Below are 14718 nucleotides of genomic sequence, written 5' to 3' on the forward strand. Positions count from 1 at the left end.
GGTCAATCAATTGTTCGGACATTCTGACCTGGGCCACGCGGCCAGCCTCAGGCGGACGCCCCCAGCCACAGCCCGACGACCAGCGCCGTCACGCTCGCCACGAACATGAGCAGCCCGAGCCCCAGCACGACGCCCCAGCGATTCAGCGGGCGAGAGTCATGCGACGGGCGAGAGTCATGCGACGGGCGGGAGCCGTTCGGCGGACGGGAGCCATGCGAGGCGCCGTCGCCGTTCGGCGCGGTCCGCCCGGGGGTGGCGCAGGGCGGCTCCGTCCGCCGGAGCCGGACGAGCTCGACGCTCGCCGTGCTGAACGTGGTGAACCCGCCGAGAAACCCCACCCCGATGACGGAACGCGTCACCGGGTGCGCCGCGCCCGCCCAGCCCACGAGCAGGCCGAGCAGCAAGGACCCGAGCACGTTCACCACCAGCGTCGCCACGGGCCATCGCCCCCGCCACCGGCTGACGACGAGGGCGTCCAGCCAGAACCGCGCCCCGGCACCCAGCCCGCCGGCGAGGGCCACCGCCCATCCCGTCACCCCCATCGCGTCGGCCCCCACCGTCGGCGCCCCTTCAGTCGCGGCGTGGCACGCTGCCCCCGGATGCCGAGGGTCAGGCCCACCGCCGCGGCGAGGTACCCGGCCACGAGCGAGGCGGCGGCGTACACCAGGGCGACCCCCGGGCGGCCGGCCCCGGCGAGGGTCACCGACTCGAGCACGAACGTCGAGTAGGTGGTATAGCCGCCCAGCAGGCCGGTGCCCAACCCAAGGCGCAGCAGGCGGCGGACGCCGGCGTCCGGCTTGGTGCCCAGCCACCCCAAGAGGGTCCCCAGCGCGAGGGCACCGCTCGCGTTGATCAACAAGGTCACCCACGGCAGACCCTCGGCCTGCGGGGGCCACGCGTGGGTCAGGGCGGCCCGCAGCGCGGTGCCGAGGGCACCGCCGGCGATCACGGCGGCGACGGGCAGCACGCCCGGCCACGCCAGCCGTGCCCCGAGCGTCCGCGCAGCGGGGGTGGGGGGCTGCGGGCTCACCCCGTCACGCTATCGCCGTGCCGGGGTGGACTGTCACCAGTCCAGGCTCGGCAGGGGCAGCTCGGCGTCGGCCACCACCAGGCGGTCGCCGACCTCGACGCCGCTGATGATCTCGATCCGCGTGTCCCCGACGCTGCCGAGTTCGACCGGCACGTCCACCACGTCCGAGCCTGCCAGCACGCGCACCATCCCCGACGTCCCGGTGCGGGTCACGGCCGTCAGCGGCGCGACCACCACGTCGGTGGCGTTGCTCACCTCGATCTCGACGGTCGCGTTCGTGCCCGGGGCGAACGCCTCGGCGTCCGCGCCGGTGCTCACGACGGTGACGGGGTAGGCGCCGGTGCCTGTCGGGACCAGGTTCTTGGTCAGCACGGACGCCTGCGCCTGCGCTCCGCCGCTGCCCCGCAGCTGCGCTGTCTGGCCCGGCTGGACCGAGGTGAAGGCGGACGCGGGAATCGTCATCGTCACGCGGATGCCGCCCGGGGTGGAGATCACGGCTCGCTGCGTCGGCGAGGCGACCGACCCGACCGTGAACGGCAGGGAGGCGACCACGCCGTCCACGGGGGTGCGCAGGCTCGCGTTCTCGAGATCGCTCGTGGCCTGTTCCAGCGCCCGTCGCGCCTTGCCGAGCGCGACCTCGGCCGAGACGATCGGTGATCGTTGGACGACCGGTGTGCCCGTCTGGGTTCCGCTGTCGCCCAGCGAGGCGTCGGGCAGGGACGGGCCCGGCACGGGTGCCGACGGTGGAGCCGGCACCACCACGACCTGCGGGGTGGCGGCGGCCTCCCACGCGGCAGCGAGGGACTCCACGGCGCCCGCCGCCCAGGCCTGCACCTGGGTCACCGCTTCGTTCAGGGCGCCGACCAGGGCCTGCAGGAGGCCCAGCCCCTCGGCGTTGAGGTCACCGGCCGCCCGTTGGGATTCGTCCAGAGCCATCTGGGCGGTGGCGGACGCCTCCAGCGCGGCCACGCAGGCCTCGGGATCGGGGGCCGGGGAGCTGGGCTCGGGGGAGGGGGTCGCGGTCGGGCCCGGCGTGGTGGACGGATCGGGCGTCGGCGTCACGGTGGGATCCGCGGTGGCGGTGGGATCCGGTGCTGCTGTGGGGTCGGCGATGGGATCGGGTGCTGCTGTGGGGTCGGCGGTGGGATCGGGTGCTGCTGTGGGCTCCGGGGTATCGGTCGGTTGCGGCGCGGCCGTCGGATCCGGAGTGACGGTCGGGTCCGGGGTGCCGGTCGGGTCCGGAGTGGCGGTCGGATCCGGACCGACCGTGGGAACCGGCCCGACGGTCGGATCCGGAGTGGCCGTGGGATCCGGGGCCGGGCCCGAGCTGGGGGTGGGCCCCGGCGTCGGGCTGGGCGTGTCGGTGGGCTCGGCGCTCGGATCCGGCGTGGGCGTCGCCGGCCCGTCGGGCAGCGGGCACTGCTCGCGCACGGCGGCCAGGGCGGCGTCCGCCGCCTCGCGGCGGGTCGCAACCTCGAGGGCGGCGGCGTCCGCCCGGGCGAGCAGGTCGGTGAGGGGCCCGAGGTCGATGCCCGACTCCGGGGCCGGGGGCAGCTCGGGCAACGGCGCCGGGTCCAGCCCCGTCTGCTCGGCGATGGCGTCGGCCAGCCCGTCGACTCCGGTCGACAACCCCACGGGGGCCGACTCGGCGGCGGCGTCCTCGACCGCCTCGGCACTCTGCCGCGTCTGCTGCAGGGCGAGGGCGGCGGCGTCCACGTCGGCCTGCGCCCGCAGGACGCGGGTGCGCAGGGCGGCGTCGTCCATGACGGCCAGGACGTCCCCGGCCCGGACCGCGTCGCCCGGGGCCACGCGCACCTCCGTGACGGTGCCGGCGGCGGGGAAGCGGACGGACACGTCGTTGAGCTCCTGCACGGTGCCGGCCGCGGTGAGCACCTGGGTGACCGACCCGCGGGTGGCCATGACGGTGGTGTAGCGGTCGCCGCCATCGCGTGCGCGCTCCTGGGCGAGGGCGGCGCTCCACAGCGCCCCGCCGGTGAGCACGAGCGCGAGCACGGCGATCAACGCACGCCGCCGGCGCAGCGCGGCGATGTCGCGCCGGCTGCCGCCGGCCGGTGGGTTCACCCGGGCGGGCGGCAGGGGGGCGGGGAGGTCAGACATGCGCGGTTCTCCTCACTCGCGGCGGAGTGCGTCGATGGGGGCGAGCCGGGCGGCCCGGGAGGCGGGGTAGACGCCGGCGATGATGCCGATGGCGGCCGAGACGCCCAGGGCGGTCAGGACCGTCGGCACCGAGACCGGGATGGTGATGGGGCTCGACGACGTCACGATCCACGCCACCAGCGCGCTCAGCCCCAGGCCGAAGGCACCGCCGAGCACGGCCAGCATGGCGGCCTCGGTGAGGAACTGGGCGAGGATCGTGCGGCGTCGCGCACCCAGCGCCTTGCGCAGCCCGATCTCGCGGAACCGCTCCGACACCGACACGAGCATGATGTTCATCACCCCGATGCCGCCGACCACCAGCGAGATGGCCGCGATGCCGCCAAGCAGCAACGTGAGGGTGTTCGTCACGGCGGCCATGGCGTCCACCAGCGACTGCTGGGTCATGATCATGATGCCGGCCTGCTCGATCGAGTCGACGCCGCGGCGGGCCGTCAGCAGGCTCTGCGTCTCCTGGTAGGCCTGGCTGAGGCTGGCGTCCGAGGCGGCCTGGACGTAGATCGACGACAGCGACTCGTCGCCGTACCCGAGGCGTTGCTGGTAGGTGGTGAGCGGCAGGACGGCGAGGTCGTCGGTGTCCATCATGCCCCCGGCCGCACCGAGCACCCCGACGACGCGGAAGCTGCTGCCCCCCGCCGCCACCATCGAGCCGACGGCGGCCTGCGGGTCGCCGAACAGGGTGGTCGCCGTGGTGGTGCCGAGCACCAGCACGGGCGCGCCCTCGTCGTAGTGCTCGGCGGTGAAGAAGGTGCCGGCCGCCAGGGAACGCCCGCGGACGTCCAACCAGTCGGCCGTGGTCGCCTCCCCGCTGACGACGGCCGCGGTGTCGCCCGCCGACAGGTCGAAGCCGGTCTGGATCGCCGGCGCCACCCCGGTGATGTCGGGGGCCGCGTCCGGGTCGGCCAACGCCTGGGCATCGGTCAGCGAGAGCGGCACCATCTCGGCGGCCTCGGCGCCCATGCCCGAGTCGAGCGGGCCGGAGTAGCCGCCCATCACGGTCAGCGTGTTGGAGCCGAGACTGTTGATCTCCGAGGTGATGGACGCCGACGCCCCCTGCGCCAGCCCCACGGACAAGGTGACCGCCGCGATGCCGATCATGATGCCCAGCGTCGTGAGGGCCGAGCGGACGCGGTGGGCCACGATGGCCGCCACCGCGATGCGGATCGTCTCCCACCAGGTCATCACGATGCGGCCCCGACCGCGAGGTCGGCGATCCGGCCGTCGAACACCCGCACGATGCGCTGCGCCCGCTCGGCGACCTCCTGCTCGTGCGTGATCAGGACGATCGTGCGGCCGGCCGCGTGCAGCTCGTCGAGCAACCCGAGGACGTCCTCGGTGGAGACCGAGTCGAGGTTGCCCGTGGGCTCGTCGGCGAGGATCAGGGCGGGGTCGGTCACCAACGCCCGCGCGATCGCCACGCGCTGCTGCTGGCCGCCCGAGAGCTGGTTGGGCCGGTGGTGGGCACGATCGGCGAGGCCGACGCGGGCCAAGGAGTCGAGGGCGCGTTGACGGCGTTCGGCGGAGCGGACGCGGGCGTACCACAGGGGTAGCTCGACGTTGCGCCACGCCTGCTGGCTCGGCAGCAGGTTGAACTGCTGGAACACGAAGCCGATCCGCTCGTTGCGGATGTCTGCGAGGTCGTTGTCGCTCATGCGCGCCACGTCCTCACCGTCGAGCACGTACTGGCCCGCGGAGGCGACGTCGAGGCAGCCGATGATGTTCATCAGCGTCGACTTGCCCGAACCGGACGGGCCCATGATCGCCACGTACTCCCCGGCGTGCACGTCGAGGTCGACGCCGCGCAGCGCGTGCACCTGCACCGCGCCCGAGGCGTAGGTCTTCCACACGTTGCGCAGCTGCAGCACCGGGATGGGGTCGGTCAGCGGGTCGGCCACGTCGGACGCCGGCGCACCGACCTCGGCGGCGTCGTGCACCGGGACGCTCACGGGGTGGCCTCCGGGGCCGGCGCCGCCGCGGAGCCGTCCAGGGGCATGCCGTCCGGGCCGACCGCGCCGTCGGTGGTCATCATGCCGACGGTGATGAGGACGGTGTCGCCCTCCTCCAGGCCCGAGACGATCTCCACCATGTCGCCCCCGGTCTCACCCAGGGTCACCGGGGTCGGTATCTCCTCCCCGTCGCGCAGCACGATGACCGTCCCGTCCGTGCCCGAGCCCCAGTCAATGATCGCGGACATGGGGACGGCCAGGACGGCCTCGGACGCGTCGGTGGAGAGGGTCACGATCGCCGCGATGCCGGCGAAGACGTCCGCGGGCTGCCCATCCAGCGTCACCGTGACCGGGAAGTTCGCGGCCCCGGGGCGTCCTTCCGTCTGGGACGCCTCCGCCACGACACCGAGGCCGGTCACCGTGCCGGGGATCGGGTCGGGGGAGGACGAGACCGTGACCGTCGCGGGCATGCCGATCGACAGCCGGGAGCGCTCCGAGCCGCCGACCGTGGCGTCCACCTGGAAGGTGTGGGAGATCACCACCACGGCGGCTCCACCGCTGGTGGCCGCACCGGTCGCGTCCGCCGCCGATGTCGTCGAGCCCGCTCCCACGCTGTCGCCCACGTGGACGTCGACCGCCGCCACGACGCCGTCGATCGTGGAGACCAGGCTGGCCTGCTCCAACGCCTTCTCCGCCTCGGTGAGCGCCTGCTCCTTCACCGCGTGCTCGGAGCGCAGGGCGGTGACCTCGGCAGAGCTGCCCGAGCGACGGGCGTTCTGGTAGTCGGTCCACGCCGCATTGACCTCGGCCCGCGCGTCGGTGACGGCCTGGCGCAGTTCCGCGTCGTCGATGGTCGCGAGCACGCTGCTGGCGGTGACGGTGTCGCCCACGTTCACGTTGACCGCCGTCACGTCGCCCTCGCTGGTGAAGGACAGATCGAGCCGCTGCGTGGGTTGCACCGTTCCCGAGAGCGTGACCTCCGAGCCGAGGGTCGTGCGCTCCACCACGTACTCGGCGTTCTCGACCGGGTAGCCACCCATCGCCGCGTCGAACGACCGCTGCACGGCGCTGACCACCATGAACCCGGCGACCAGGAGGCCCACCAGGGCCAGCGCTCCGATCGCCAGGGCATCCCGGCCGCTGAGCCGCCAGAACGGCTCCCGTGCGGGCGGCACCGGCGGGGGAGCGAGCGGGGTGGCGGTGGGGGTCGGATCGTCGGTGGCCACCCGGGTCGGGGCGGGGTCGACGGGCTCGGAGTCCGGCTGCGGTGCCGGGTCGGGAGCAGTGGTCACGGCGTCACTCCTGGGTCGGGGCTGGCCACACTCTGTCACCAATCGGTGCGCGTGTCCTCCAACCCAGGTCGAGTCGGGTCTCGTACCTAAGCACCATCGCGTGGCCGGGCGCCGGGAGGTGATCGGACGCCCTTACTCCGAGTCAGCCCACTCCACGGACGCCGAACCGCCCACGTCGGGCCGCGGCGGGCTAGCGTGGGGGGCGTCCGGAACCACACCACCCAGGAACACCGGGAGGCATCACGATGACTGCGCACGACACCTGGCCCCAGACCACCGGCACGCCCCTCGACGCGGAGGGTGCGCGGCTGATCGATGCGTGGTTCCGCGCCGCGAACTACCTCTCGGTCGGCCAGATCTACCTGTTGGACAATCCGCTGCTGCGCGAGGAGTTCACCGTCGACGACGTCAAGCCCCGCCTGCTGGGCCACTGGGGGACGACGCCGGGGCTCAATTTCCTCTACGCGCACTTCAACCGCGCCATCGCCCAGCGGGGGCTCGACGCGCTCTACATCACCGGCCCCGGCCACGGCGGCCCCGGCCTGGTGGCGAACACCTATCTGGAGGGCACCTACACCGAGGTGTACCCGACGGTCACCCGCGACACCGCGGGGCTGGGCCGGCTGTTCAAGCAGTTCTCCTTCCCCGGCGGCATCCCGAGCCACGTCGCGCCCGAGACCCCGGGCTCGATCCACGAGGGGGGCGAGTTGGGCTATGCGCTCTCGCACGCCTATGGCGCCGTCTTCGACAACCCGAACCTGCTGGCGTTCACCGTCGTCGGCGACGGTGAGGCCGAGACCGGCCCGCTGGCCACATCGTGGCACTCGAACAAGTTCGTCAACACCGCCACCGACGGCGTCGTGCTGCCGGTGCTGCACCTGAACGGCTACAAGATCGCCAACCCGACGGTGCTGGCGCGCATCCCGGAGTCCGAGCTCGCCGATCTCATGCGGGGCTACGGCCACGAGCCGTTCTTCTTCACCGGTGGCTTCGACGACGAGGATCCGCTCGAGACCCACCAGCGGTTCGCGGCCGTCCTCGACGAGGCACTGGACGCCATCGCCCGCATCAAGGCGCAGCCCGAGGGCAAGGACGCCCCGCGTCCGGTGTGGCCGATGATCGTGTTCCGGACGCCGAAGGGCTGGACCGGCCCGGAGGAGGTCGACGGCAAGCGCACCGAGGGGAGTTGGCGCAGCCACCAGGTGCCGCTGGCGTCCGCCCGCGACACCCCCGAGCATCTCCAGCAGTTGAAGGACTGGCTGCTCTCCTACCGGCCCGAGGAGCTGTTCGACGCCGACGGGGCGCTGCTGCCCGAGATCGCCGCGCAGGCGCCGCAGGGGGAGCGCCGCATGAGCGCCAACCCTGTCACCAACGGCGGGCTGGTGCTGGCCGGCCTCAAGCTGCCCGACTTCCGCGACCACGCCGTCGACGTGGAGGAGCCCGGCGCGACGGTCTCGGAGGCGACTCGCACGCTGGGCGCGTGGCTGCGCGACGTCGTGGCGGCGAACCCGACCACGTTCCGCATCTTCGGGCCGGACGAGACGGCGTCCAACCGGCTGCAGGACGTCTACGAGGTGACCGACAAGCAGTGGAACGCCGAGTTCCACGACACCGATGACGACGACCACCTGGACGTGAGCGGCCGCGTCATGGAGATGCTGTCGGAGCACCAGTGCCAGGGCTGGCTGGAGGGCTACCTGCTCACCGGGCGCCACGGGATGATGAGTTCCTACGAGGCGTTCATCCACATCGTCGACTCGATGTTCAACCAGCACGCCAAGTGGTTGAAGGTGACGAACCAGATCGAGTGGCGGCGTCCGATCGCGTCGCTGAACTACCTGCTGAGCAGCCACGTGTGGCGGCAGGACCACAACGGCTTCAGCCACCAGGATCCGGGTTTCATCGACCATGTGGTGAACAAGAAGTCCGAGATCATCCGGGTCTACCTGCCGCCGGACACCAACACGCTGCTGTCGACGTTCGACCACTGCCTGCGCTCGCGGCAGTACGTCAACGTCGTCGTGGCCGGCAAGCAGCCGAACCCGAACTGGCTGAGCATGGAGGAGGCCATCAAGCACTGCACGCGCGGCCTCGGCATCTGGCACTGGGCGGGCACCGAGTCCGACGGGGACGACCCCGACGTCGTGCTCGGCTGCGCCGGCGACATCCCGACCATCGAGGTGCTCGCGGCGGCGAAGATCCTGCGCGAGGCGATCCCGGAGCTGAAGGTGCGCGTCGTGAACGTGGTCGACCTGATGCGGCTGCAGGACGCCGACGAGCACCCCCACGGGCTGACCAGCCGGGAGTTCGACACGTACTTCACGCCCGATCGGCCCGTGGTGTTCGCCTACCACGGCTACCCGTGGCTGATCCACCGGCTCACGTACCGGCGCACCGGCCACGCGAACCTGCACGTGCGCGGCTTCAAGGAGGAAGGCACCACCACGACGCCGTTCGACATGGTGATGCGCAACGACCTCGACCGCTACCACCTGGTGATGGATGTCATCGACCGCGTGCCCTCGCTCGGCTCGCGGTACGCCAACCTGCGGCAGTACATGGCCGACCAGCGCATCATGTGCCGCCAGTACGCCTACACACACGGCATCGACCACCCGGAGGTGAACGACTGGGTCTGGGGCGACGGGGGCGACTCGACGGAGTCGGTCGTGGCGGGTACCCAGGGCACCGGCGGGGACAACGAGTAGGACGGCGTCGGGGTCGGGTCTGGACGCGGTCGCCTCCGGGTTGCTGGGCGTCAGCCGGCGGGGTGGACGCCGCCGTGGCGCGCGTCGGGAATGCACGTGGCGCACCTTGGCGGCACGTGGCGCAGCGGACGTCACCCGGCGGTCCGTCCAGGCCCCGCCAGGTGAGCTGCACTGCGCCAAGTGCAGAAAGGAGGCGCCAAGTGCAGAACAGATGCGCCAGGTGAGGAGAGGGCGCTCCACGTGAACGGGACGAGCGCCCAGCGAGCGGGGCGTCCCGTCTCGGTGACGGATTGGTTCCACGAGTCACCGGTCCTCCCGCCGATCGTGGGACGCCGCGGTGAGCTGGCGAGGTCAATGAGCCCGCGGGCGGCGACGTGCCGTGCCATTGACTGCGCCTTCTTCTCCGCATTACGTTGAGCCCCTGGCGGGTAGATCCCTGCATCGCCTCAAAACAGTTTTCGAGCTCGCATGCGGGTTGGGGTGACAGTCTCAATGGTGGTGGAGAGGCGTTCTCGAAGGCAAAAGGAGCTGCTGTCCTTCTGCCTTCGTGAAGAATGTGTGGATGGTGTTTGCTTTCTCGTCTCCACCGCCCCCATGGTGCACGACGCTGTAGCCCACCCCGGCCGCCTGTTGGTCAGCCCTCGGGGGCAGCTCATGCTCGACGGCGAAGTGGGCCAGCGGGCGGGTCGATTCATTTTCGTGCTCGACGAGGGCACAACTTTCACTGAGGGGTGCCTCGTCTCCCGGCATGGGTCGGTGGTGCACGTGGGGCAATCCTTCTTCTTCGATCGGGCCGGCAGCGCCTTCTGGGCTGGGGACGAGGTTCTCTCCTTGCTCGATGACCACGATGCCGTTGGTGTCATCGGTATCGGAACCTGATCTGCTCCTTCCAGATGGCAGGCCTGGAGGAGCACGGATGGTGTGCAAAAGCGTGACGTGTGCGCAGGCGTGACCTCAGGCGAGGGGCGGTGGCAGAGCCCGCCAAGCGGCTGCGGCGGTCACGGCGCACACCGGCGCCCAGATCGCGGGCTCCACCGGGACGGCGACGCCAGGTTCGGTAGGACCGCCAGGCCCAACAGTGCCGCGACTGTTATGAACATGCCGCGGCGAACCATGGGCGTCCCCGCGCCTGAGGCGACGAACGTCGCGAGGGTCGCGTAGCCGATGGCAGCGCCGGCGCTGGTACGGCGGAGGCGAACGGGGAGGCGTCCTGGGCGGCCGCCGTAGGCGGCTACCCCCCACGGGGCACCGGCGGCCAGGGTGGCCTGGAAAGCGGCCAGGCCGGCCAGTCCCGCCGAGGCGGTGGCAGTGGCCCACGGGACTGTCATGCCGTCACACCAGCCCAGGCGGACGCCACCGCTCACCGGATGCGGCGCAAGGGGTCGCCTCCTCCCAGGGCCCGGATAGGTGAAACGCCTTGTCAGTGGGACAATTGGAGTAGACGGGAAGCTCCCAGTGCGCGAGAGAGGACTTGAATCTCCACGCCTTTCGCCTGGAATCCCCCTCGGCAATGCTCTTTTCCGTTGGTTGTTCACGTATTGCGCCTCGTCGTGGGGAATGCGTGGGCAATCGTCTGCGTTGGTGAGCGCCTTGACTGTGCCCTTTTGGTGAGCCTGGGCCGACGGTCACCCGATCGGGAGTCTCCGCCAGCGGGAGGTCAGGTTCCCAGGTGGACGATGTCGACGGCCAACTCGACCAGGTTTCTGGCGCGTCGAACGAGCGGCTCGGCCTTGGCTGCGGACACCAGGGTGACGCCGTACTCGACATCGGCTTTGCTGGAGATCAGGTCACGGAGCCACTTCTCAGCGGCGGCGGCCTCGGACCGTTTGCCCAGGGCTTGGCGAAGCTCTTTCGCGGCGGTTGCGTGGTCCCTGCCCTTGCCCGTGCTGCCGGTCAGGTTGGTTACGATCGCGTCTTTGGCGCTGATGCCGGCGTGGATCGCGTTCGCCGCCGCGACAGTGTTGCGCTCGGCCGCCAGGTCGGCTTCCGCCGAGGCGAGATACTCCTGCGCCTTCCTCAGGAAGCTCCGGGCGTGGTTGCGTTGCTCGAAACTGGGCATCAGGCCACCTGTGATCCGGGTCGGGGGAGTGAGCCCACCAGCGCAACACCATCGGCCATGATCTGCTCGACCACCGGTTCGTCCCCGCTCGCGGCGAGTTGAGCGAACCGGTGAGGAGTGAACACAACCACATCGCAGTCGTTGCCGAGTTGTGCGCGGACGGAGTCCTCCAGCTCTGCTCGTCCATCCCACGATTCCTCCGCGATCACGGCCAGGTCGATGTCGCTGCTGGCCGTGGCCTCGCCACGGGCGACCGAACCGAAGAGGACGACCGAGTCCGCCCCGGATGCGGCGGCGATCTCACGCAGGGTGCCGAGGGGCTCCAGGAGGGCCCTCAGGGCCCCCACGGTGTAGTGGGCCTCGTTGACCGTGTAGAGGTTCGCCCGGCCCACGGTCGTGCTCTCGAGGAGTCCGAGCGAAACGAAGTCCGCGAGGGCCTGCTGTACCGACCACAAGCTGTGCTCGTCCCGCATCAAGCCGTGAATCTGCCTTCCCGTCAGAGGTGTGCCTGTGCGTAGCAGGACAGAAAGCACCGCGCTGCGTGCCCCGGGGAAGAGGCCGCCGAAGGGCTGTCCGAACATCATGTGATCATCGTCCCACCGAAATGACTGGAATTCCAGTCATGTGATCGCGCCACCGATCAGTCGGATCAGAGAACCCTCGGATCCGGCCCAGATGCTCCACCACCTGGACCCCGGACACGACGTCTCCCGCGGCCCTTCCCACGACGCAGCCCTCGGCGCGACGATCGCCCGGATCGGCGATGTCACTGCCGCTGCCACAGCACCCGGCCGCAGCCGCCGACGTGCCAGCACCGCTGCTGCGTGCTCGCCTAACACCTCGGGCAGGAGTGGAGGGGTTGCGGTCCTGACCGGCGGCGTCCACTCACCCCGGCTGATCGAGCGCTCCTGGTCGACCAGCCAGGCCTTTGGATCCATCCGCGCCACGAACGTCACGGGGGCGCTGTGGCGCCGCAGATCGGGTCCGGGTCAAGTCCGGTGTAGCGCGCCCGGAATCGGCCCCTGGGTAGCTTCGAGATCTCGCCGGAGACACGGCGTCCGGCCGTCCGGCTTCTAGGCATGACGAGCCATCACCAGTACGCGCATCATGTCCGGCCGCCCGGTTCGTACGCCGGCGGCCGCACCCCGGGCAGCCCCGCCGCGGGGGAGTGGCTGAGACATGGCGCGCTCCTTCGCTCACCTCAAATGACGGTGTCGAGGGTGCCTTCACGGCCATCGGGGGGCAGGTTCCCCATTCCCCACGTGGGGAGAGCGTGGGGAGTACGTGGGGATAGAACGGCACTATCCGGCCACTTGTGTCCACTTCGGACCAAGAGCGAGATAGGTAAATCGCCTTGTCAGAGAGGCAAAAGCAGTAGTCAGGAAGCCGAAGCTCCCAGTGCGCGAGAGAGGACTTGAACCTCCACGCCCTTAATCGGGCACTAGCACCTCAAGCTAGCGCGTCTGCCAATTCCGCCACCCGCGCAGGTGTCGGCCGGGTTGCCCCGACAGCCCTAGAACCATACCGCGCCGAGGCGGAGATGTCGAAACGACGCCGCCGTCCGTCCACCACAGGGCGGCCGACCCGCGCCCCTCACGCCGTCGGCGCCGGACGCGCGTCGTTCGGCCCGCCGGAGACGTCGTCCAGGGCCGCCGCGATGGGGACCGGCAGCTCCATCTCCTCCGCAGCCAGGTACTCCGCCAGTTGCTCGGCGGTCCGGGCGCCCAGCAGGGGAGCGGTGACGCCCGGGGCGTCCCGAACCCACAGCCAGGCCACCTGCAGCGGCGTGATGCCCAGGCCGTCCGCCGCCTTGGCCACCGCCTCCACCACCGCCCGCGAGCGCGGCTCCAGGTAGGGCTCGACGTACCAGCCGAAGTGGTCCGACGCCGCCCGCGACCCGCGCGGGACGCCGCCGCGGTACTTGCCCGTCAGCACCCCGCGTCCCATCGGCGACCACGGGAAGAACCCCATCCCGAAATGCCGGATCGCCGGCAGCACCTCCACCTCGGCCCGCCGCGCCAGCAGCGAGTACTCCACCTGGTTGCCCACGATGCGGGCACGCCCCGGGAACGCCTCCTGCCACGTCGCCGCCGAGGCCGTCTGCCAGCCCACGAAGTTCGAGACGCCGGCGTACCGCACGTCGCCCACCGTCACCGCATGGTCGAGCGCTGCGAGCGTCTCCTCGAGCGGCGCGGGCCCCCAGGCGTGCACCTGCCACAGGTCGATGTGGTCGGTGCGCAGCCGGCGCAGCGACTCGTGCAGGTCGTCCAACAACGCCCGGCGCGAGGTGTCGATCACCCGGACGCCGTCGCGGAACGTGAACCCGGCCTTCGTGGCCACCACGATGTCGTCGCGGTTCACCTCGGTCTTCATCAGGACGCCGAGGATGCGCTCGGCCTCGCCCCTCGCGTACGCCGGGGCGGTGTCGACGAGGTCGCCGCCCGCCTCGGTGAAGGCGCGCAGCAGGCCGCGGGCATCCTCCTTGGAGGTGTCGCGGCCCCACGTCATGGTGCCGAGCCCCATGCGAGAGGTCGACAGCCCGCTGGTGCCCGCGTTCCGGCGCAACATGCGCGCAACCCTAGCCAACGGACGCCGCCCCGCTCATCCGGGCGGGCTCACGCGTCCGCCACCGCGTCAGAGCCGGTTCACACCGGCGTGATCACGCCGCCGAACAGCAACCCGACGATGACCAGGCCCACCACGATGCGGTAGATCACGAACACGGTGAAGTCGTTGGTCGCCACGAACTTCAGCAGCCAGGCGATGGACGCGTACGCCACGACGAACGACACGACGATGCCGATCACCGTCGCCAGCCACCCGACGCCACCGGGGGCCGCGATGTCGGGCGCGGCGGTGATGGCCTGGAACGTCCCGGCCGCCACCAGCGTGGGGATGCCCAGGAAGAAGCTCATCCGGGTCGCGCTCACGCGGTCGATGCCCATGAACAGCGCGCCGGAGATGGTGGCGCCGGAGCGGCTCACCCCCGGGATCAGCGAGATCGACTGGATGAGGCCCAGCAGCAGGCCGTCCTTCCAGGTGATCGACTCCTCACCGCGGGTCTGCTTGCCGAGCCGGTCGCCGGCGAACATCACGAAGCTCCAGAGGATCAGACCGCCGGCGACGACCCACAGCGAGCGCAGCGGCCCTTCGATGAAGCCGCGCAGGGCCAGGGCGATGACGGCGGTCGTCGCGAAGCCGACGATCACGGCCCACCCGAGCCTGAAGTCGTTCCCGCGCTTCTGGGCATCGGCCAGCCCGGCGAACCAGGCGGTCGCGATGCGGACGATGTCGCGCCAGAAGTACACGATGGACGCCAGCATGGCGCCCACCTGGATGATCGCCGTGTATGCGGTCACCGACGGGTCGTCGATGGGCAGCCCCATCAGCTTCTCCACGACGGTGAGGTGCCCGGTGGACGACACCGGGAGGAACTCGGTGATGCCCTCGACGATGCCGAGGATCACGGACTCCCACCACTGCAGCATGAACCAGCTCCCTGTCTCGG

General features: G+C 71.1%; 12 protein-coding genes and 1 tRNA gene. 2 read left to right on the plus strand and 11 right to left on the minus strand.

What is annotated here, in order from left to right:
* Positions 1–47: 47 nt before the first annotated feature.
* From PCC79_RS06055 to PCC79_RS06080, 6 genes are read right to left on the minus strand one after another with little or no spacing between them, the layout of a single operon-like run.
* Complete coding sequence (locus PCC79_RS06055) at positions 48–557, minus strand: fluoride efflux transporter FluC (RefSeq protein ID WP_232549698.1); 510 nt, start codon at positions 555–557, stop codon at positions 48–50.
* Positions 533–1030 carry a fluoride efflux transporter FluC gene (locus PCC79_RS06060; protein WP_232549697.1) on the minus strand — a complete coding sequence of 166 codons (498 nt, stop codon included), beginning with the start codon at positions 1028–1030 and terminating at the stop codon, positions 533–535. The genes PCC79_RS06055 and PCC79_RS06060 overlap by 25 nt, the downstream gene beginning before the upstream one ends.
* A gap of 33 nt (positions 1031–1063) precedes the next feature.
* Positions 1064–3148 carry an efflux RND transporter periplasmic adaptor subunit gene (locus PCC79_RS06065; protein WP_342373292.1) on the minus strand — a complete coding sequence of 695 codons (2085 nt, stop codon included), beginning with the start codon at positions 3146–3148 and terminating at the stop codon, positions 1064–1066.
* Positions 3149–3160: 12 nt separating this feature from the next.
* Positions 3161–4387: an ABC transporter permease gene (locus tag PCC79_RS06070; protein WP_232549770.1), complete on the minus strand. Its 1227-nt coding sequence runs from the start codon at positions 4385–4387 to the stop codon at positions 3161–3163.
* Entirely contained in the window at positions 4387–5088 is a 702-nt protein-coding gene (locus tag PCC79_RS06075) for an ABC transporter ATP-binding protein (RefSeq protein ID WP_342373597.1), read from the minus strand. Before PCC79_RS06075 ends, PCC79_RS06070 begins: the two co-directional genes overlap by 1 nt.
* A 59-nt stretch (positions 5089–5147) precedes the next feature.
* Positions 5148–6443, minus strand: a complete 1296-nt coding sequence (locus tag PCC79_RS06080; protein WP_342373293.1) for a hypothetical protein — start codon at positions 6441–6443, stop codon at positions 5148–5150.
* Positions 6444–6688: 245 nt separating this feature from the next.
* Here PCC79_RS06080 and PCC79_RS06085 point away from each other — a divergent pair, with 245 nt between their 5' ends.
* Together PCC79_RS06085 and PCC79_RS06090 are read left to right on the plus strand one after the other, a co-directional pair.
* Positions 6689–9151, plus strand: coding sequence for a phosphoketolase family protein (locus PCC79_RS06085; RefSeq protein ID WP_342373294.1), 2463 nt, complete (start codon positions 6689–6691; stop codon positions 9149–9151).
* A 594-nt stretch (positions 9152–9745) separates the two neighbouring features.
* A complete protein-coding gene (locus tag PCC79_RS06090; protein WP_342373295.1) occupies positions 9746–10030 on the plus strand; it encodes a hypothetical protein in 285 nt (94 codons plus the stop codon).
* Positions 10031–10808: 778 nt separating this feature from the next.
* Here the strand turns inward: PCC79_RS06090 and PCC79_RS06095 are convergent.
* From PCC79_RS06095 to PCC79_RS06115, 5 genes are all read right to left on the minus strand, one after another.
* A complete protein-coding gene (locus PCC79_RS06095) occupies positions 10809–11210 on the minus strand; it encodes a hypothetical protein (RefSeq protein WP_232549692.1) in 402 nt (133 codons plus the stop codon).
* Complete coding sequence (locus tag PCC79_RS06100) at positions 11210–11794, minus strand: nucleotidyltransferase domain-containing protein (protein ID WP_342373296.1); 585 nt, start codon at positions 11792–11794, stop codon at positions 11210–11212. Before PCC79_RS06100 ends, PCC79_RS06095 begins: the two co-directional genes overlap by 1 nt.
* An 815-nt stretch (positions 11795–12609) precedes the next feature.
* Positions 12610–12695: transfer RNA gene (locus PCC79_RS06105), tRNA-Leu, on the minus strand.
* A gap of 108 nt (positions 12696–12803) precedes the next feature.
* Positions 12804–13778: an aldo/keto reductase gene (locus PCC79_RS06110; protein WP_232549690.1), complete on the minus strand. Its 975-nt coding sequence runs from the start codon at positions 13776–13778 to the stop codon at positions 12804–12806.
* A gap of 77 nt (positions 13779–13855) precedes the next feature.
* Positions 13856–14695 (minus strand): undecaprenyl-diphosphate phosphatase, encoded by an 840-nt coding sequence (locus tag PCC79_RS06115; protein ID WP_342373598.1) that lies wholly within the window; start codon positions 14693–14695, stop codon positions 13856–13858.
* Positions 14696–14718 lie beyond the last annotated feature (23 nt).

It is taken from the genome of Propioniciclava soli, from assembly GCF_038502305.1.
Classification (GTDB): Bacteria; Actinomycetota; Actinomycetes; order Propionibacteriales; family Propionibacteriaceae; genus Propioniciclava; species Propioniciclava soli.

Excerpts from the sequence above, each read along its gene's own strand:
- PCC79_RS06070 (WP_232549770.1), bottom strand. The coding sequence starts at position 4,387 with ATGACCTGGTGGGAGACGATCCGCATCGCGGTGGCGGCCATCGTGGCC.
- PCC79_RS06110 (WP_232549690.1), bottom strand. The coding sequence starts at position 13,778 with ATGTTGCGCCGGAACGCGGGCACCAGCGGGCTGTCGACCTCTCGCATG.
- PCC79_RS06095 (WP_232549692.1), bottom strand. The coding sequence starts at position 11,210 with ATGCCCAGTTTCGAGCAACGCAACCACGCCCGGAGCTTCCTGAGGAAG.
- PCC79_RS06100 (WP_342373296.1), bottom strand. The coding sequence starts at position 11,794 with ATGATGTTCGGACAGCCCTTCGGCGGCCTCTTCCCCGGGGCACGCAGC.
- PCC79_RS06090 (WP_342373295.1), top strand. The coding sequence starts at position 9,746 with ATGGTGCACGACGCTGTAGCCCACCCCGGCCGCCTGTTGGTCAGCCCT.
- PCC79_RS06065 (WP_342373292.1), bottom strand. The coding sequence starts at position 3,148 with ATGTCTGACCTCCCCGCCCCCCTGCCGCCCGCCCGGGTGAACCCACCG.
- PCC79_RS06085 (WP_342373294.1), top strand. The coding sequence starts at position 6,689 with ATGACTGCGCACGACACCTGGCCCCAGACCACCGGCACGCCCCTCGAC.